Origin of the sequence: Paenibacillus sp. FSL E2-0178 (assembly GCF_038593005.1) — a bacterium.
GTDB classification, from domain to species: domain Bacteria; phylum Bacillota; class Bacilli; order Paenibacillales; family Paenibacillaceae; genus Paenibacillus_AQ; species Paenibacillus_AQ phytohabitans.
The window spans coordinates 5,086,646-5,105,888 of the sequence record NZ_CP151953.1; the positions used below are offsets into that span (position 1 = coordinate 5,086,646).

Below are 19,243 nucleotides of genomic sequence, written 5' to 3' on the forward strand. Positions count from 1 at the left end.
CAATCAACCTTCGGTTTTCCGCCGCTGCAGCTCAAGCTATTCTCCGGTTACTGCGGACTCTGCAGTGATTTACACTTTGCCGGCTGTCTAACTCTGATGAACATACAACCGTTATACGGGTCATCTGCTGCTGATATTGCTATAATAGGTTTTATGGAAAATGCTGAATATTGTTTAGCCAAGGGTGAGTTCAGCAGTAAGGGCAGGTGAAGTCATGCATTCAAAGTCATGCATTCAATGAAACAAAGATTGGAACGCTTCAGATTCGTGAGGCTGCTTCTATCCATCTACCGGATTAAGGCGGTAAGGGCGCTTGTTCCGCTGCTGATCATCGGTCTTGTCTATTGGGAAGGGCAGAATGAGCTGAAGCAGATTCATTTGGGGATGATCATTCATGAATTAAAAGCAGTCCCCGCGCCGGCCATTCTGCAGATGCTGGGCATTTCCCTGCTCTCCGTTGCAGTCATGAGCACTTATGATTATTTAATCCGCGGGCATTTCCGCTTGCAGACCAGCTACTTAAGCACCTTCCGCTACGCCTGGATCGCGAATACGTTCAATAACCTGATCGGCTTTGCCGGGCTGGCTGGCGCGGGCCTCCGGACGCTGCTCTACAAAAAGAGCGGTGTGCCCTCGTCCGTGCTGGCACCGGCTATCGTATTTCTGTCACCGCTGATGATAACCGGGCTGTCGCTGCTCTCCTGGTGCACCCTTACCGGAATCCTTCCGGCGGATGCCCTTCTGCATGAACATCGCTGGCTGGTATTCGCGGTGTGGGGAATGGCACTTTATTTGCCGTTTTTTGTGATTCTCCAGCGTTCCTCACTATTCGCCAAGTGGATTAACCGGGGGCAGGGCAGGACCTCCTGGCTGACGGTAGCGGCTTCTGTCGGAGCTTCCTTCCTGGAGTGGGCCTTTGCCGGACTGACCTTCTGGATGATTGCCGGTCAGCTGCTCGGCGGTGCTCCGTTTGTTACGGTCTTCAGTATTTATGTCGTTGCCGCCATTGCCGGCATTCTAAGTATGGCTCCCGGAGGCATCGGTGCCTTCGACCTGATTGCCCTGCTTGGACTTACCCAGCTGGGAATACGGAGCGATCAGGCCATGGCTGTGCTCGTCATCTACAGACTATTCTATTACATTGTGCCCTGGCTGATCGGACTGGTGCTGGCGGCGCTTGAGATCGGGCTGCCGGGTAAGAAGGGAACTGAACACAGCGGAGACAGAGTCGAAACTCCCGTTACCGTATGGCAGAGAATATGGGGCTGGCCCGGCCAATACACCTTCCTCAGCGACCTGGGGGTCTGGGCACTCGGCAAGCTGGTGCTGGCCAGCGGCCTGATTCTGCTGCTGTCCGCAGCTACACCTGAACTGCTCTACCGGCTGCGGATCACGGAGAATCTCTTGTCCCTGCCGGTGATGCAGATTTCCCATCATCTGTCCGTGCTGATCGGCTTCATGCTAATCCTGCTGTCGCGGGGAATTTCCCTGCGTGTCTACAGGGCGTACGTCTGGACGAGTCTGCTGCTCTTCGGCGGTGCGGTATTTGCTTTTACGAAAGGATTCGATTACGAAGAGGCGCTGTTCCTGTTGCTGGTAGGCCTGATCCTCTGGATCTCGCGGACCCGGTTCTACCGGATTAGTGTACCGCTCAGTACCAGGAGCACCGTATGGTGGCTGGCTCTGACTTCAGTTATAGCACTCGGTTATTATGGGCTGGGGAGCTATTCGCATCACGGTTTCCTGAAGCATCTTCCGCCCGGAATCCGGCCGGAATGGCTGCGGCAGCACAGCAATGTGGCGGTTACAGCTATTGGCGGACTGATCTTCTCCTGGCTGCTGCTGACTATGCTTGTTGCTCTCCGGCCGCAGCGCAAGGCCGATGAGCTCTTCGCGGATAAGGATATGGCGCGGCTGGAGCAGTTTCTGGCGGAAGGCTGGGGCAATGCCTTAAGCCATATGCTGTTTCTGGGCGACAAAAGCTTCTACTGGGCCCGGGAGGGCAGAGTGTTATTCGCTTTTGCCAGAGTAAGGGACAAGCTGGTGGTACTGGGTGATCCGCTGGGTCCGGTGGGCCTGGTCAATGACGCAATCAGCGAGTTCCGCCAGGCGGCGGATTTGTATGGACTCGCCGTAGTGTTCTACCAGGCTACATCAGCCTACCTCCCGGTGTATCAGAGCCAAGGCTACCGGTTCTTCAAGCTGGGCGAGGAAGCGTTGGTGCCGCTTGAGAACTTCAAGGCCAGCGGCCCCCGCAATGCCGATCTGCCCGGTGTGGCAAGCCGGTTTGAACGTGAGGGCTATGTCTTTGAGATTGCCGAGCCCGCGCATTCTGCAGACCTGCTGCAGGAGCTCCGGGCGCTGTCGGAGGAATGGCTGGACGGGCGCCTGGAAAAAGGGTTTTCGCTGGGCTGGTTCAGCAAGCCGTATCTGCAGCTCGCTCCGCTGGCGCTGCTGCGCGGAGCTGACGGGCAACTCATGGCTTTTGCCTCCGTTGCCCCGGGCTATGACGGACACAAGACCGTGTCCATTGATCTCACGCGCTACCGCAAGGATACCCCAAACGGGACTATGGATTACTTGTTCCTGTGTCTGCTGGAGTGGGCGAAGTCGCGGGGGTTCCGCAGCTTTAATCTGGGTCATGCCCCGCAGCCTGGTGCCGGCCGGAATACCGGAGCGCTGCGCGAGGAGAAGGTGGCCCGCATGGTCTTTGAACGCGGCGGCCACTGGTACGGATTCTCCGGCCTGCGGCGGTATAAGGAGAAATTCGGGCCGCAGTGGGAGCCGCGGTATCTGGCCTATCCTGCATCGCTTACCCTCTACCTTTTAACCCTCGATCTGGTGAGACTGGTTTCCCGCCATCCGGGTCCGGAGGATAAGGAATAAGAGCTGGACGATTCTCCTGAAATGGGGGATACTAATTTTACCAGCAACCGGACCGCAGAACAGGCAACTATAGAGTATAGATCATTTTGGGAGGGCTCCTGTTCTTAGCGGAGCCTTCTTTTTTGGGCTTGAAGCTGTAACAAGGAGGCTGAGCCAGCCAGTAAGGACTGTGCAGTTCAGGTCAGGGCAAGGCAAGGCAAGGCAGGGCAGGGTTGCGGGATAATTTGAGGAGGCGGCTGTTATGGGGAATGCAGTAATGGAAATTATGGAGAAACGCAAGTCTGTGCGGACTTATGAGACCACACCAATTGATACAGCAGCCCATGCCTCCATTATGGAGTATCTGGATAAGGAAGAGAATTTGCGCGGTCCTTTTGGCGGGATATCAGGGATTGAATGGATCTGGGCCAAAGGCGGGGCGGGGGAAGGCAAGGGCATGAAGCTGGGCGCTTACGGGATCATTGTGAATCCGCAGGCTTATCTGGTAGGCTCCGTGCGTAACGGGAAGCTGGCACTGCTGGAGTTCGGATATACCTTCCAGAAGCTGATTCTTTTTGCGACCGGGCTGGGTCTTGGAACTTGCTGGATTGGCGGAACCTTTAACCGCAAATCCTTTACCCGTGAGCTGGAGCTTGCCGAAGGGGAGATTATTCCCTGCATTACGCCGCTCGGCTACGCGCGGGAGAAGCAGCGGCTGCTGGATACCACGATGCGGTATGTGGTCAGAGCCGACAATAAGAAGCCTTGGCAGGAGCTCTTCTGTGACGGTGATTTCAGCAAACGGCTGACACCGGAAGCCGCCGGGAAGCTGGCCGTCCCCATCGAGATGGTCCGGATCGGCCCGTCAGCCTCCAACAAGCAGCCCTGGAGACTTGTCTTGTCTCCAGACCGGCAGCAGCTGCATTTCTACTTGGAGCATACGCCTAATTATAGCGGCAATAAGCTCGGGTTCCAGATGCAGCGGATTGATATCGGCATTGCCGCCTGCAATTTCGAGCTGGCCTGCCGGGAGCTGGATATTGCAGGCACCTGGACCATTAACGATCCGGGAATAGAAGCCGGCAGTCCGAATACAGAATACATGCTCAGCTATACACTTAGCTGATCCGGGAAAGCCACCACAGCAGGCCTGCTGCCGTCAGGATACCTAGTGCAACCCATGTATCGCGCTTGTTCCAGGCCAGCTGATAGACAGGAGTCCGCTGCTTGGCGGGATCATACCCGCGCGATTCAACGGCTGTAGCCAGCTCGTCGCCCATGCCCAGGACAAGGATGATCAGGGGCACGATGATCAGGGCAATCTGCCGCGGGGACCAGCGTGCCAGTCCGCGGGCCCGTCTGCCGCGCGAGCTCAGTGCCAGCTGCAGCTGTGTCAGCTTGCCGAGAATCCAGGGCACGAACTGCAGCGTCACGGACACAGCCAGCGACCAGTTGCGGGTCCGGATTCCAAGATGTCTCAGCGGAGCAATTCCCCATTCCAGCCCTTCACGCAGCGGAGCGCCGGTAGTGGTCTCCGTGAACAGGAATCCGAGGACGATCAGCAGCAGAAACCGCAGCACGCTGATTCCTCCGCGCTGAAGTCCCGCAGAACTGAAGCTGAGCGGGCCGATGCTGAAGCCGGGCGAGTTCCAGCTGAGCCCGGACAGCAGCCAGAGGAACAGGAACATGAGGAGGAACGGGCGGAAGAAACGGAAGACCCTCCGCCAGGAAATTCCGGCCGAAACCGTGAGTCCGGCCAGCAGGCTTGCAGCCAGCAGCAGTGGGAGGGAGGTGTCCATCCCCAGCACGGTCAGTGATCCGATAATCATCCCCAGCCATTTGACCCGGGGATCCAGTCCCTGCCAGCGTAACCGGCCAGGGGCTTGTTTGATTGATAAGTGGCCAGATGTTGCGGGCTCCCCGTAAAGTGTCTGAGGAATCATTGAAGCCAAGGCCTCGCTTGCCGGGCTTGGTGTGGCGGCAGATAGACCCGGTGCGGCTCCGCTTGCCGGTGGAGATCCCGTCTCGCTTCTTCTCCCTTCGCTGGGCTCCTTGTGGGCGGCCGCAGGAGTGCTGACTTCCTGCGGAACGGGCAGAGGCTGCTTATCCAGTCCGGCGAGCAGCTCCTCCAGATTGTCCGGTAATGCTTCAAGCCAGCCGCGTTCTACAAGCCTGCGGCCTAGCGAGGCATAAGCCGGAGGCGTAAGTCCGGCAGCTCGCAGCAGTCCGGGGTCCGCTGTCAGTGCCGCAGCAGGGCCATCATAATGGGCCGCGCCCTGCTTCATCACGATCACCCCGTCGGCAACCGGCAGAAAGCTGTCCAGATCATGGGTGCCGATGATCAGAGTCAGGCCGCTCTGCCGCAGCTCCTGCACCATTTCCAGTAGCGACTGTGCCGCCAGCGGGTCCAGTCCTGCGGTCGGCTCATCGAGAATGAGAAGCCCGGGCCGGGAGGCTATGGCTCCGGCAATACAGACCCGCCGCTTCTCGCCTCCGCTAAGCAGAAAAGGGGAACGTCCGGCGAACTCATCATAAGGCAGCCCGGTCCGCGCGAGGGCGCTGCGGATGATGCCGTCCCGCTGCACCTTAGGCACACCGCGCTGCGTCAGGCCGTATTCGATATCCTTATGGACGCTGTCTGCGAACAACTGGGTCTCCGGCTGCTGAAATACCATAGCGACAGCCTCCCCGGCCTTGCGGTCCGCAGGCATCGTATCCTCATGAATGATATTGCCGGATGCCGGATGCTCCAGCCCGGCGAGCAGGCGCAGCAGAGTGGACTTGCCGCTTCCGTTAACTCCGCAGAGCAAGGTCAATGTGCCTGAAGGGATATTCAGGGAGATATCCTGCACGGCGTACTTGCCGTCGTAATGGAAGGAGAGATGCTCTGCCCGAATCCTCATAGCATCGCCTCCAGCTGCGGCTCGGTCAGCGGGAGCAGATGAAGCGGCCAGTTCTGTCTCTGCAGCAGTCTCCCGATGCGGACCACGGGCGATGGAACCCATCCGAGCGCATCCGGCAGGCCGGAGGCGTAGAACAGGGTGCGCGGATCACCGTCATAGAGCAGCCGGCCATCGCCCATAACGGCAATGCGCTGGCTCTCGGCCAGTTCCTCCATCCGCTGCGTGACCCAGAGCACGGTTGTGCCGCTCCTCCATAACTGCCGGGCCAGCTCTAGAATATCCTGCCTTCCCGCCGGGTCCAGCATAGAAGTGGCCTCATCGAAGATGATCATGCCTGCTTCCAGGGCAAGGCAGCAGCCGACAGCCAGGCGCTGGCGTTCTCCGCCGGATAGACTGGCGACATCTGCTTCTGCTTTGTGGGCCAGTCCTACCTGCTGCAGAATATCATGGATTCGCGTAACCATCAGATTCCGGTCCAGCCCGCGGTTTTCCAGCCCGAAAGCGATGTCCTCGAAGGGCGTAGAGCCCACCGTCTGTGCCTCGGGATTCTGAAATACAAGCTGGACCTGCTGCTTCACGTCCGCGCGGTTCTGAGGCGAGCGCAGATCCAGCCCGGCGACGGACAGACTGCCTCCTGACGGGGGAATCAGCCCGTTGAAGGTGCGGACCAGCGATGTTTTGCCGCAGCCGTTGGCTCCTGTGAGCGCAACCCATTCTCCCCGTCCAATATGGATACTAATCCCTTGCAGAACCGGGCGCTTGTGCTGGCCATCCCGTAAAGACAAGGTCAAATTATGCGCCCTGATCATCCTCATGCCCGCTTTCCTTACAGCTCTAGTCAACAATCGCTCCCCATTATAACAAAGATTTGAGGATTGATGTATCCGGAGGGGGATGATATAGTGATCCTAAAAAAAGGGGGTACTCCCGGCAATGAAGAAATGGACGACCCGCGGCCTGATATTCAGTGCACTATTCGCCGCAGTTATGATCGCTCTGAGTTATTTAAAGATCTCTCTGCCTTTTTCTACTGTACCTATTACAATGCAGACCCTGGCTGTCATGCTGGCCGGTTCTATTCTGGGGGCACGCTATGGCACGCTCGCCGTACTGATCGTGATCGGACTTGCTGCTGCGGGCTTCCCGGTGATGGGCGGAAGCGGCGGACTCGCGGTGCTGGTTGGCCCGACCGCAGGCTATATATTCTCCTGGCCGTTCGTAGCCTGGCTGATCGGCTTCTTCGCCCAGCGTATTAAGCAGGATAAATATACTTTCGTGAAGCTGCTTGCGGCTAACTTTATATTTGGTGCGCTGCTTGTCTATCCTGGCGGCGTATGGTGGCTGGCCCACTCAACCGGCATGGACTCGCTGGCCAAGGCGTTAACTGCAGGTATGTGGCCGTTCATTCCGGGCGACCTGACCAAGGCAGTGCTGTGCTCTGCCGTAGTGACAGCTGTGTGGAAGGTGTATCCGATCGACCGTATTTTAAACAGTGATTCCGGCGTCTGGGCAGACGGGGAGAAGTCAACCGTCATTCGTTAGCCGGTGGAGGCTGGATGAGGCTGCTAATTGGCTGGCTGAGGTGGCGAATGGCTGGCTGAGGTGGCGAATGGCTGGCTGAGGTGGCGAATGGCTGGTTGCACGGAGCAAAGAGGCGATTTCGCTGCCGTATGGCAGGGAGTCGCCTCTTTTATTGTTATTTAGAAAATTATGATATCCATCTGTAGTGTATAGAACGTGCATGATGTCCTGGTTACGTTTCTTTGGAGCTTGGAGCCAATCCGGTTGAAGGACAAATTTGTTCTTGTATCAGGAACTCCACCGAATCCCCCAGAAGTCGGCAGCACGGTGAAATCAAAGGGAAAAATCCCTCTAATTCCGCTGAAAGTCAGCTGTATGGGGAAATTAAAGGGATAAATCCCTCTAATTCCGCTGAAAGTGGGCTGTATGATGAAATCAAAGGGATAAATCCCTCTAATTCCGCTGAAAGTGGGCTGTATGATGAAATCAAAGGGATAAATCCCTCTAATTCCGCTGAAAGTGGGCTGTATGGTGAAATTAAAGGGATAAATCCCTCTAATCACACCCGGACGTTGACCAAAGGAGGAAATGAGGAGCAAAAGTGCCCCTGATTTCACCGCCAGTCCTCGTCAGCCCCTCGCCCGCCCCGCCAGTCCTCGTCCGTCGCCCGCCGCCTGTCCTGGTCTGCCATCGCCCGCCGCCCGACTATCCTCGGCTGCCCGTTGCCCGCCCCCGACTATCCTCGTCTGCCATCGCCCGCCCGCCGACTATCCTCGCCAGTCCACCGCCGTCCGGAGTCCAATGCTCACTCTTTCACGCAATCGTCCTCCGGCTCCGGATCGGGCAGAGCCCAGACCGAGACGCTTCCGCCATTCACCGGGAATACTGCCCAGCCGTCTTCTCCGATGGTGACAGTCTCCTGGCGGTTGCCGGTCAGATCCTCCCATACTTCCCCGCCGCGCGCTTCGCCGGCGAACATCCGCTTCTCTCCGTTGTCTCCGTTCGAGATCACTACGGCGCAGCCGGAGCCTTCGATCTCCGGAACGCCGCGCCGCACCCAGCCGATGGTGTTGGGATGGTCGAAGTAATCATCCTGGTCGCCGTAGGCCTTGTTGTAACGGGCGCAGAGCAGAGGATCGATGGCGTCCTTCTTGCCCTCCACCGGTGCCGGGCCGCCGATACCGTAATAATCGCCGTAGAAGACAACGGGATATCCGTCTCTCCGCAGCAGAATCAGGGCATAGGCGCTCTGCTTGAACCAGTCGCCGACCCAGGATTCCAGCGCCTCATGCGGCTGGGAGTCATGGTTGTCGACGAAGGTGACGGCATTGGCCGGATGCGTCTGGACCAGCGTATCGTCGAAGATATGCGTCAGATCGAAGTCCCTGCCCGCAAGCGCAGCCGAGTAGAGCTTGTAATGCAGCGATACATCGAACAGGTCGATCTGATAGTCAACGGTGTTCAGGAATTCGCGGCAGGCTTCCAGATTGGAGTTCCAGAATTCGCCGACAATGTAGAAGTCTTCGCCGCGTTTCTTTTTCATCTCCGCCGCAAATTCTTTAATGAATTCATGGTTGATATGCTTAATGGCATCCAGGCGGTAGCCGCTGCACTGCAGGGTGTCGACCAGCCATTTGCCCCAGTTCAGCATTTCGTTCTTCACATCTTCATTGCTGTAATCGATGTTGGCGAACATCAGATAGTCGTAATTGCCGAATTCGTCATCCACATTCTGATTCCAGCCTTTGTTCGTCCCATCGATCCGGAATACGCCGTTCCGGCTTGCCTTGGCATCGAAATCGGTGCCGTTGAAGTGGGTGTGGTTCCATTTGAAGCTGGAGTACTCATCCCCGCGCCCCGGAAAATCAAACTTGGTCCAGCCTTCAATCTCAAACGGCTGGGAGATATCCTTATTGCGGTCGTTAGGATCGACCTCAATGACCTCAAACACCTCGGTCTCATCCGCCCCGGCCTTATGGTTCATGACCAGATCCACGTAGACCGCGATGCCGTTCTTCAGACATTCGGCAATCGCGTCGATCAGTTCCTGCTTGGTTCCGTATTTCGTGCGCACGGCACCCTTTTGATCAAATTCGCCCAGATCATATAGATCATAGACTCCATAACCGGTATCTTCCGGAGAGACCGCCTTGGTTACGGGAGGGACCCATACGGAATCAATTCCCGCCGCCTTCAGGTCAGGGGCCATTTGGGCAAGGCGTTTCCAGTGTTCTCCGTCTGCGGCAACATGCCATTCAAAAAATTGCATCATGGTATGGTTTCTCTTCATTCCTGGTTAGCCTCCTTAAGGGTTGTGAAACGAATGGAATAATTCTTGAGTCTGTTGCTTCAGCAAGGAGTAGAAGAGATTTATGTAGACCTCCGAACCTCAGGTGAATAAGTCCAGCTGGCGCGGGGCCAAACCGCCGTCAATCCCAAGCAGGGACTGCAGCTCCTGCGCATTGGGGGTAGCATCACCGGCGGAATTATTATTAAAGACAACGTAGATATCACGGCTGCTCTGCGTAAGTGTAAGCAGACGGTCTTTCCATTCCACCAGTTCTTCGGTGCTGTAACGGTACAGATAGCGCAGCTTGCGCCAATCGGGATGACTGCTCTGATTCCAGCCTCCGGTATTGCGGCCGTGCAGCCGTACATAGGTGATGTCTGGCGTAGTTGCGACCGGCACAATCGGGATCGAACCTGAACCAGCCTGCGGCTCATCGGCTATAGTATGAATCCAGCCCTCCTGCTCCAGGAACTGCAGGGTTCTGCTGCGCAGCTCAGGACTGTACCAGGAATCGTTGCGGAACTCGATGGCGGAGGGCACATCCAGCATTCTTTCCTTAGCCTCACGCAGGAATTCCACATTATCCTTGGTGCAGTCGAACCAGGGCGGGAACTGGAACAACGTCATGGCCAGCTTGCCTGCCGAACGCACAGGGGCAATGGAGGTATGGAAGGCGCGGTACATCTCCTCCGGCGTATCGTAATAATTTTTTTTATCACGGAGATGTCCGGTCATCCCCTGGTAAGCCTTCACAATGAACTTGAACTGCTCCGGCGTCTGGTTAACCCACTTCACATAATTCTTGACCGGCTGCACGGCATAGAAAGAACTGTCGATCTCCACAATGGAAAAATAAGCGCTATACGCAGGAAGCCGGTCGGCAGGTTTGATTTTGCCATACAGCTCCTCATGGTCTCCGAAGCCGGTAAGCCCGATCTTAATCATAGAACGCCCTCCTTGTATCAGTCTGCTCTATGCCAGTTTCGACACTGGCTATCTCTTATTAAACTGAAAACCCGTCAAGGCAAACAAGGGCATTTGATTAAAAGCTGAAACTCAGGCAACATGAAGAGAGGATTTGGAACAGAATACCGTGAATGAAAAACTGCCAATGGTGCTGTTATCACCAAAAGAGGAAGAGGATATACTCCGGCAGAATGCCTTTTATTCTGCTTACCCTACCCTTTAAGGTATAGCAATGGAAAGGAAGTTGTGTATGGAACATAAGTTTCAGGAGCTAAGTCCGCATATTCTTATCATGCATGCGGAGCATGACACGGACCGCCCGATCCTGGCGGCCGTCTCCGGCTCACGCCGGACACTGCTGATGGATGCGGGGAATTCCCCCGCCCATGCGGAGCTGTTCCGGGAAGAGCTGGCAAGAAGGGGCTGGCGTCAGCCGGATCTGCTGGCCTTGACGCACTGGCATTGGGACCACACCTTCGGGATGACAGCCTGGAGCATCCCTGTGATTGCGCATGAAGAAACGGCGCGGGTACTTAACCGGCTCGCAGGGCTGAGCGGAAGTGATGAAGAGCTGGAAGGCCTTGTGCAGGAGGGGACAATCAGTGAGGAGAGTGTAACGCATATCCGTCTGGAATATGGCTCCCCGCGGGTAATCACCGTGGGTACACCTGATATTATATTTAGCGGAAGCATTACTGTAGATCTGGGCGGGGTCACTTGTGAGCTAAGCCATGTGGGCGGTGATCATTCAGCCGATTCCTGCGTCCTGCATGTTATAGAAGATAAAGTTCTTTTCCTGGGAGATGCCCTGGGACCGTCCGTATATGGCGGGCCGCGCCGTCAGCAGTACCGGTTTCCTCAAGCTGCTGGAGCTTATCTACGGCTATAAGGCGAATGTGCTTGTAGAATCACATGGAGTACCAATGACGGAACAGGAGTTCCGTGCAGACCTGGTACCTTGGGAACGTCTTGCCCGGATTGTGGATGTCTTCGGGGATAACCGCGAGCGGGTGCTGCTGGAGCTGAAGACGTATCTTCAGCTGGAAGAGCTGCCGCCGGGTTTATTGCGGAGCGTGGAATATTTCCTGGAGGGCGCAAGGTGATACTCCGCAGCCGAAGCCGAGACTAGTCCCTAAACGGATAGTACGAATCTGTCGTTCATGATGGAGGATTTCAAACCCACATGCTGGGCCTCTAATATTTCTGTTAACTTATCCACGGCATTACATCCCCTTTGGTACCCGATAAGAATTTTCCCAAAAACAACACTACCCCCGTGCTCAGGATTCTGTCCGGGCATGGGGGTAGTTGTATTGTTATGAAATTATACCGGCTTGAAATGCGTGATCGCAGAGCCGCTGGACAGATGAACGGCATTGCGGCCGTTCCGCTTGGAGGTGTAAAGTGCATGATCGGCTTCGGAGAGCAGCTCCTCCAGCGATATATTACTGCGGAAGGCTTCCACTACGCCGAAGCTTGCCGTTACATTAATGGACCCGGACAGCGTGTAGAATGCGCTGCGCTCGATATCCCCGCGGATCTTCTCCGAGATGACCGCCGCCTGCTTCAAGGGAGTATCCGGCAGACATAAGACGAATTCCTCGCCTCCATAACGTCCGAAGATATCCTCTTCCCGCACATGCCGGCTGCATACACCCACTACATGCTGCAATGCCATATCGCCATATTGGTGTCCGTACCGGTCATTGATGCTTTTGAAGAAATCGATATCCAGCAGGATGATCGAAAAGGGGGCGGAGCGTTCGGCCGCTTCCTCCAGCAAGCCCCGGCTCAGTTCCATGAAATGCGTCCGGTTATATATACCGGTAAGGCTGTCGATGGTGGCCAGCTGCAGGAGCTTCTCCTGGAGCAGTGTCCGTTCAGTGACATCGATCAGCATAATCATCCGTCCGGCCAGATGCCCGTCATGCTTCTGCACAGGGGAGGAGCGGATCTGGTAAAAACGGACATCCTCCCCCATATTCCAGACGAGCTCCTGCTCCTCGCTGTCCCCGGGATTGGAATTCATCACATAATCGACAGCTTCCTTGCCGGCGGGAAGGAACAGCTGGGCCAGCGGCCTGCCGATTGCGGAGGCATCGAGATCCTGCAGCATCTCGGCTGCGGCCCGGTTGTAATCGACAAGCTTGTCCGAGAGGTCCATGACCAGCACGCCGTCCCGCATGCTCTCGAACAGATTCTCGCGGGCAATGGGTGCGGCGGTAAGCATGCCCCGGGAGAGAATAGCCCATATATACAGGGTGGACGTTACACTCATAATTACGGGCACGGGGTCCATTCCATACGGAGTCGCATCCATCAGGTAGAGGAATGCGCCCAGCGCGGGCAGGAACTGCCCGATGAAAATAATCACCATCTGCCGGAGGTACACCCGCTTCATCCGGTTCCAGCGCCAGAGAATAAGGCACATGCCGGCCAGCATGCAGCCGAAGGTCAGACTGCCTTGCACAATATACCAGGGTCCCATGACGATATCGATCAGCGGTGTAGGGGCACCTTCCCGGAAATGCATGGATTGATAGAACAGGTGATGGGACTCGTTGGTCCATACGAGCACGGTAGAGATCACGGGGACCGAATACAGGACGGTCAGCAGTTTTTTGGAAATCAGCCGCTCCAGACCTACGAAGTGCATAATCATTAGCATGCTGGAGGGGGCGATATAGGGCAAACCGAGGTACTCCACCTTAACCCACAACGCAATTTCCTGCATGGTGCTGCCGGAGAGCTCCAGCGCGAACCCGAAGGTATATATCGCCGAAGCAGCTGAGCTAACAATGAAAGCTTTTAGACCGGAAAAATCTGTCTTCCTATAATAGGCAAACAGCGCCAGCAATGCGCTCAGCACACCTGAGATAGAGACGATGACTATATAGTTGGAAATCATGGATTCCATGGGTAGCGCCTCCATGTGTAGGAATAGGCTTTGAACATTGGCTAAAGGTCTCCTATAGAAGAGTAGATATAGTTAAATGATATCACACATCTGCATAGATAACAGTTGGGAGGAATCCGGCAACAGAGGGTGAGAATACATACTAACTTTATCGGCACAATTCTAGATTATTAACAATGTAAACGGGCTCCTGGACAAAATGACGGAATTTCTCAGCGTCCATTTTACGATTTGTCTAATGTGGGTCTGCAGAGCAAAGTGTAAGATGTTAGTTAATCGAACATGTAACAAGAAAAAGGCGTTTTTTCACAACATATGTGTTATGTTATTTAACATATAATAGATTCAGGGATGAAGGGGGAGCTGGAAATGTCATTAGTAGCGACGAAAATTCCTGAAATACAGCTGGAGAGCGTTGAGATGCGTTATAAGACGGAAACGGCTGACGTGCTTGCGCTGCATCAGGTAAGCCTTGATATTGCCAAAGGAGAGTTCGTGTCCCTGCTGGGACCTTCCGGATGCGGTAAAACCACACTGCTGAGACTGATGGCAGATCTTATAACACCAACAGCTGGAAATATCATGGTGGCCGGAAAGACGGCGAAGGAAGCGCGGCTGGCACAAAAGTATGGGATTGTTTTTCAGAGTCCGGTGCTGTATGACTGGCGGAAGGTCAAACATAATATTACGCTGCCGCTGGAGCTGATGGGCGTTAAGAAATCGGTCCGCGAGGATAAAGCGCTGGAACTGCTGGATCTCGTGGGATTGCAGGGGTTTGCTGATAAATATCCCTGGCAGCTGAGCGGAGGGATGCAGCAGCGCGTAGCCATCGCCAGAGCGCTCTCGATGGAGCCGGAAATTCTGCTCATGGATGAACCCTTCTCTGCGCTGGACGAATTTACCCGCGAACGCCTGAATGAAGAGCTTCTCTCCGTCTGGAGCAAGGTCCAGAGCACGATTGTATTCGTCACTCACAGCATCCCTGAATCCATCTTCCTGTCAGACAGAGTATTCGTGCTATCCCCGCATCCGGGAAGATTGTCTGCGATTGTTGATATTCCGCTGCCGCGCCCGCGGACGGCGGAGATGAGAAACAGTCCTGAGTTTTTTGAACTGATCGCCCGCATCCGCGACAGCTTTGAAGGGGTGTAGGCATGAAGCAGAACAGTGCGTTTATGCGGGAGCGCGTGCTGCCGCTGTTCGTCTGGATCTTTGGTTTGCTGGTGGTCTGGGAGGCTGTCTCATGGTGGCTGCTGAACGTAGCGAAGACGCCGCTGGCCCAGTCCAAGCTGCCTTATGTCCATGAAGTGGCGGCAACCCTCTGGAAGTATAGCGGGACGCTCCTGAAAGAGGGCGGAGCCACCTTCGGCAACGCCGGTGTCGGATTTCTGATCGGAGCGCTGGCCGGGGTCATTCTGGCAGTGCTGATGAGCCTGTCGAAGACAATAGAACAGCTTGCCTTCCCCTATGCCATTGCTTCGCAGATGATTCCAATCCTTGGCCTGGCGCCGATTATCTATGGTATTGTACGCGATGAGCAGGTGTCGCGGATTATTATATCCGGATATATCACCTTTTTCCCGGTGGCACTTAATATGCTGCGCGGACTGCGCAGTGTGGATCTATCTGCACTGGAGCTGATGCATTCCTATGCCGCTAAGCCTTGGGCAGTCTATTGGAAGCTGCGTTTCCCCGCAGCGCTGCCGGGTCTGTTCAGCGGCCTGAAGATTGCTGCACCGCTGGCTGTAACGGGCGCTATTCTCGTTGAGCTGATGGGTGCGCAGCATGGCATCGGTGTAATTATGCTCCGCAATCTCTACTATGGCCCTTCCCATACGTATATGTTCTGGTCCACCGTACTGGTCGGCGCCCTGCTCGGCATGGCAAGCTACTGGCTGATGAGCCTGGCCGAACGTCTGGTGGCGCCTTGGCAGCCGGAATTCCGTCCCAAAGGAGGGAACCGCTGATGGCAAGCAATTCTGTAGGCGATATCCCATTCATTACTTCTGCCGGAGCGGAGGCGGGTCCTGCTTCAATCCCGGCATCTAACAACGGAATTTCATCAGAACCAGGGAGGCAAAAGAATCCCCGCCGTCCCTTGCGGCGGCTGAATCCCGGAATCATCCTTCCCCTCCTGGCCGGGGTGATATTCCTGGTGTTGTGGGAATATCAAGTGTTTCACCGAATCTTCGATTTGAAGAAATATCAGCTGCCGCTGCCCTCGGCCATAGCGGAAGCTATGCGGGACAACTTCAGCCTGCTGCTCTCTTACACCGGATATACCCTCACTGAAGCCGTCCTTGGCATGCTGATCGGTTCAGCCTGCGGCTTCCTCATTGCACTGGCCGCAACGGCCTGGCCCCGCTGGGGCGGGGGCAGCCTGACAATGGTTGCTGCGCTGAATGCCGTGCCGATCGTGGCGCTTGCCCCGATCATGAACCTGTGGTTCGGTGACGGCATCGGGTCGCGGGCCGCTATTGTTACCGCGACCACGATGGCGGCCATGGCCATCAATGCCTACAAGGGCATGGCGGCTGTTGATCCGCTGGCCCTTGATCTGATGCATTCCTATGCAGCGGGCAAACCGGCAGTATTCCGCTATCTGCGGATTCAGAACAGCCTGCCCTATGTATTCACCGCGCTGAAGATCAACGCTACGGCGAGTATGATCGGAGCCATTGTCGGGGAGTTCTTCTTCTCCTCGCGGGGACTCGGCTATCTGCTCTCCAACTCCATCAAGGTGGCCAAAATGCCGCTGGGCTGGTCCTGCATTGTGCTGGCAGCCATTGCCGGAGTCATCTTTTACCTGGTTGTTGAACGGCTGGAGAAGGCATTCATCAAGTGGCATCCCTCCCAGCGTGCGTAACAACTGTAATGCTTGTAGCACCCTGTAACACCCTGTAACACCCTGTACCTGTTACATCCGGCTTCTGCGCTGACGGGATATAGAGAAGCTGTCAACGCATGACCGTATGCATAGAGCATCACGATGGCAACCATGCTGTGTTTGGCCGGATTACAAAACTCAATTTGGTAGGGGGAGTTGCTGAGATGAATGGTAAAAAAAGCAAATTTCGTGGCGGGTTAATGATGGCGGCGGTTATTATGATGATTTCACTGCTGGCAGGCTGCGGCGGCAACAACAATAATGCTCCTGCGGCAGAGGCGACAGCGGGCAATACGGCTGCGGCTTCACCGGAAGCGGCGGCAACCACAGAACCGGCGGCTGATCCGGTTACCGTGAAGCTGCAGCTCAAGTGGGTTCCGCAGGCGCAGTTCGCCGGCTACTTCTTAGCCCAGGACAAAGGTTACTATGCCGAAGAAGGGCTGAATGTTGAGATTCTGCCCGGCGGTCCGGATATCGTGCCGGAGCAGCAGGTGGCCGGCGGTTCGGCGGATATCGGCGTAGACTGGGTAGCGAGTCTGCTGACCAGCCAGGAGCAGGAAATGCCGCTGGTGCAGATCGCCCAGATCTTCCAGAAGAGCGGTCTGGTGCTGGTATCCAAGAAGGATGCGGGTATCGCTACACCGGCTGACCTGAAGGGTAAGAAGGTCGGCAACTGGATGGGCGGTAACGAGTTCGAAATTCTGGCCCTCTTTGATAAATACAAACTGGATTCTAACAAGGATCTGAACTTCACCAAGCAGGGCTTCACCATGGACCAGTTCCTCGGCGGTGAGATTGATGCAGCTTCAGCTATGACCTACAACGAATATCAGGTGGTGCTGGAATCGGGGATCAAGGCAGAGGATCTGAGCGTAATCGACATGAATGACGAGGGTGTGGCGATGCTCGAAGACAACCTGTTCGCCAACAAGGAGTGGCTGGATGCCAATAAGGAAACGGCAGCCAAATTCGTCCGTGCTTCCCTCAAAGGCTGGGCAGATGCGATTGCCGATCCTGAAGCGGCTGTTGACAGTGTAATGAAGCTTGCGGAAGAAGGCAGCACGTCCCGCGAGCATCAGCTGACGATGATGACTGAAGTTGCCAAGCTGATTCAGCCGGAGGGCTTCGATGCTTCCAAGATGGGTTATACGGATGCGGCGGCATTCCAGCAGACAGCTGATATTGCGCTCAAGTTCGGTGTCATCAAGACGGCATCTGATGTGAATGCAGCCTATACGAACGAAATTGTCGAGATGGCGGCAAAATAACCAACTTCCTTCCTATATATAGTGAGTTTGAGAATCAGCAGGGCATCATTCTTAAGTTCAGCTTATATAGCTTTAATAGATGGCCGCCCGGGCACGGCGGTCATCTATTATAATAAACAGCCCAGAATATGGAAAGAGGTGCAGACTATGTCTCTGCTCGTGGGGCAGGCCGGTAAAGTGAAGAACTATGTGAATGGGGCTTGGGTGGAATCCTCATCCGGGCAGGAAGAGGAGGTATTCAATCCGGCAACGGGCGAAGTGATTGCTTATGTGCCGATCTCCAGCCGTGCTGAGCTGAACGTTGCCGTACAGGCAGCTTCAGAGGCCTATGCATCGTGGAAAAGAGTAGCTGTACCGCGCCGGGCGCGCTATTTCTTCCAGTACCAGCAGCTGCTGGTGCGGCACTGGAATGAGCTGGCGGAGCTGATCACGCTGGAGAACGGCAAAAGCCTGGAGGAAGCGCTGGGCGAGGTGCAGCGCGGCATCGAATGCGTGGAATTTGCCGCAGGCATTCCCACACTGATGATGGGCAGCCAGCTGCCGGATATCGCCACGGGCGTGGAGTCCGGGATGTACCGCTACCCGCTGGGGGTAATCGGCGGCATCGCCCCCTTCAACTTCCCGATGATGGTGCCCTGCTGGATGTTTCCGCTGGCGATTGCCTGCGGCAATACCTTTGTGCTGAAGCCCTCCGAGCGTACACCGCTGCTGGTGAACCGGCTGGCGGAGCTGTTCGCAGAGTCGGGCTTCCCTCCGGGTGTGCTGAATGTCGTGCATGGAGCGCATGAGGTGGTGAATGGTCTGCTGGAGCATGAAGAGGTGAAGGCAATTTCCTTCGTCGGCTCACAGCCGGTGGCGGAATATGTATATAAGCAGGGTACGGCGCACGGCAAGCGGGTACAGGCGCTGGCCGGAGCCAAGAATCATTCGATTGTGCTGCCCGATGCGGATCTGGACAATGCGGTGAAGAATATCATTTCCGCAGCCTTCGGCTCGGCTGGTGAGCGCTGTATGGCCTGCTCGGTGGTCGCGGTGCATGAGACAATCGCGGACGAACTGGTGAACCGTCTGAAGGAGGCGGCCGACGGACTGAAGATCGGGGACGGCAAGGAAGACGGCGTGTTCCTGGGGCCGGTCATCCGGCAGTCGAACAAGGACCGGACGATTGCCTACATCGAGACAGGGCTTGCCGAGAAGGCTGAACTGGTGCGGGACGGTCGGAAGGATGCGGCTGCTGCTGGCAGCGGCTATTTCATCGGCCCGACGATCTTTGACCATGTGCAGACGGGCATGACGATCTGGCGTGATGAAATCTTCGCGCCCCTGCTGTCTGTAGTGCGTGTTAAGGATTTGGCCGAGGCGATAGCCGTCACGAATGAGTCGCCTTTTGCCAATGGGGCCTGTATCTATACCGACAGCGCCAAGGCGATCCGCGAATTCCGCGAAGAGATCGATGCCGGGATGCTGGGGGTTAATCTGGGCGTACCGGCCCCGATGGCATTCTTCCCGTTCTCGGGCTATAAGAAGTCGTTCTATGGCGATCTGCATGCCAATGGCCGCGACGGTGTTGAATTCTACACCCGCAAGAAAATGGTCACTGCGCGTTATTAGTTGATTAGTTGAAAT

Annotated in this window: 16 protein-coding genes; 11 read left to right on the forward strand and 5 right to left on the reverse strand. The window is 55.8% G+C overall.

The features are described 5' to 3' along the window. The first annotated feature begins 228 nt into the window (after positions 1-228). Together mprF and MHI42_RS22180 are read left to right on the forward strand one after the other, a co-directional pair. Positions 229-2,886: a bifunctional lysylphosphatidylglycerol flippase/synthetase MprF gene (gene mprF / locus MHI42_RS22175; protein ID WP_342420681.1), complete on the forward strand. Its 2,658-nt coding sequence runs from the start codon at positions 229-231 to the stop codon at positions 2,884-2,886. Between the two features lie 241 nt (positions 2,887-3,127). Further along, positions 3,128-3,991 carry a nitroreductase family protein gene (locus MHI42_RS22180; protein ID WP_042140342.1) on the forward strand — a complete coding sequence of 288 codons (864 nt, stop codon included), beginning with the start codon at positions 3,128-3,130 and terminating at the stop codon, positions 3,989-3,991. Here the strand turns inward: MHI42_RS22180 and MHI42_RS22185 are convergent. Beyond that, complete coding sequence (locus MHI42_RS22185; protein ID WP_342420682.1) at positions 3,984-5,768, reverse strand: ATP-binding cassette domain-containing protein; 1,785 nt, start codon at positions 5,766-5,768, stop codon at positions 3,984-3,986. The two genes, MHI42_RS22180 and MHI42_RS22185, sit on opposite strands and share 8 nt — an antisense overlap. Continuing rightward, the gene (locus MHI42_RS22190; protein WP_342420683.1) at positions 5,765-6,583 is read right to left on the reverse strand and encodes an ATP-binding cassette domain-containing protein; all 819 of its coding nucleotides are present in this window, start codon (positions 6,581-6,583) and stop codon (positions 5,765-5,767) included. The genes MHI42_RS22185 and MHI42_RS22190 overlap by 4 nt, the downstream gene beginning before the upstream one ends. A gap of 118 nt (positions 6,584-6,701) precedes the next feature. Here MHI42_RS22190 and MHI42_RS22195 point away from each other — a divergent pair, with 118 nt between their 5' ends. Together MHI42_RS22195 and MHI42_RS22200 are read left to right on the forward strand one after the other, a co-directional pair. Then, positions 6,702-7,310 (forward strand): biotin transporter BioY, encoded by a 609-nt coding sequence (locus MHI42_RS22195; RefSeq protein ID WP_039308201.1) that lies wholly within the window; start codon positions 6,702-6,704, stop codon positions 7,308-7,310. A gap of 221 nt (positions 7,311-7,531) precedes the next feature. Next, complete coding sequence (locus MHI42_RS22200) at positions 7,532-7,900, forward strand: hypothetical protein (protein WP_342420684.1); 369 nt, start codon at positions 7,532-7,534, stop codon at positions 7,898-7,900. 194 nt (positions 7,901-8,094) lie between these two features. Here MHI42_RS22200 and MHI42_RS22205 read toward each other — a convergent pair whose 3' ends face one another. Together MHI42_RS22205 and MHI42_RS22210 are read right to left on the reverse strand one after the other, a co-directional pair. Further along, positions 8,095-9,579, reverse strand: coding sequence for an alpha-amylase (locus tag MHI42_RS22205; RefSeq protein ID WP_342420685.1), 1,485 nt, complete (start codon positions 9,577-9,579; stop codon positions 8,095-8,097). Positions 9,580-9,678: 99 nt separating this feature from the next. Next, positions 9,679-10,524 (reverse strand): DUF72 domain-containing protein, encoded by an 846-nt coding sequence (locus tag MHI42_RS22210; protein ID WP_342420686.1) that lies wholly within the window; start codon positions 10,522-10,524, stop codon positions 9,679-9,681. Between the two features lie 271 nt (positions 10,525-10,795). Between MHI42_RS22210 and MHI42_RS22215 the strand changes: the two genes are divergently transcribed. Beyond that, complete coding sequence (locus tag MHI42_RS22215) at positions 10,796-11,434, forward strand: MBL fold metallo-hydrolase (RefSeq protein WP_342420687.1); 639 nt, start codon at positions 10,796-10,798, stop codon at positions 11,432-11,434. A gap of 34 nt (positions 11,435-11,468) precedes the next feature. Continuing rightward, positions 11,469-11,648 carry a hypothetical protein gene (locus MHI42_RS22220; RefSeq protein ID WP_342420688.1) on the forward strand — a complete coding sequence of 60 codons (180 nt, stop codon included), beginning with the start codon at positions 11,469-11,471 and terminating at the stop codon, positions 11,646-11,648. A gap of 221 nt (positions 11,649-11,869) precedes the next feature. On the opposite strand, the gene MHI42_RS22225 is transcribed toward MHI42_RS22220, so the two are convergent. Beyond that, complete coding sequence (locus MHI42_RS22225; RefSeq protein ID WP_342420689.1) at positions 11,870-13,462, reverse strand: histidine kinase N-terminal 7TM domain-containing protein; 1,593 nt, start codon at positions 13,460-13,462, stop codon at positions 11,870-11,872. Positions 13,463-13,831: 369 nt separating this feature from the next. On the opposite strand from MHI42_RS22225, the gene MHI42_RS22230 reads away from it, so the two are divergent. The 5 genes from MHI42_RS22230 (at position 13,832) to MHI42_RS22250 (ending at position 19,228) form a co-directional block, all read left to right on the forward strand. Further along, positions 13,832-14,614, forward strand: a complete 783-nt coding sequence (locus MHI42_RS22230; protein WP_039305637.1) for an ABC transporter ATP-binding protein — start codon at positions 13,832-13,834, stop codon at positions 14,612-14,614. A gap of 2 nt (positions 14,615-14,616) precedes the next feature. Continuing rightward, a complete protein-coding gene (locus MHI42_RS22235) occupies positions 14,617-15,429 on the forward strand; it encodes an ABC transporter permease (protein ID WP_171720757.1) in 813 nt (270 codons plus the stop codon). Further along, positions 15,429-16,328, forward strand: coding sequence for an ABC transporter permease (locus tag MHI42_RS22240; RefSeq protein ID WP_342420690.1), 900 nt, complete (start codon positions 15,429-15,431; stop codon positions 16,326-16,328). The genes MHI42_RS22235 and MHI42_RS22240 overlap by 1 nt, the downstream gene beginning before the upstream one ends. A gap of 185 nt (positions 16,329-16,513) precedes the next feature. Continuing rightward, positions 16,514-17,617 carry an ABC transporter substrate-binding protein gene (locus MHI42_RS22245; protein ID WP_342420691.1) on the forward strand — a complete coding sequence of 368 codons (1,104 nt, stop codon included), beginning with the start codon at positions 16,514-16,516 and terminating at the stop codon, positions 17,615-17,617. Positions 17,618-17,764: 147 nt separating this feature from the next. Then, positions 17,765-19,228 (forward strand): CoA-acylating methylmalonate-semialdehyde dehydrogenase, encoded by a 1,464-nt coding sequence (locus tag MHI42_RS22250; RefSeq protein ID WP_342420692.1) that lies wholly within the window; start codon positions 17,765-17,767, stop codon positions 19,226-19,228. Positions 19,229-19,243 lie beyond the last annotated feature (15 nt).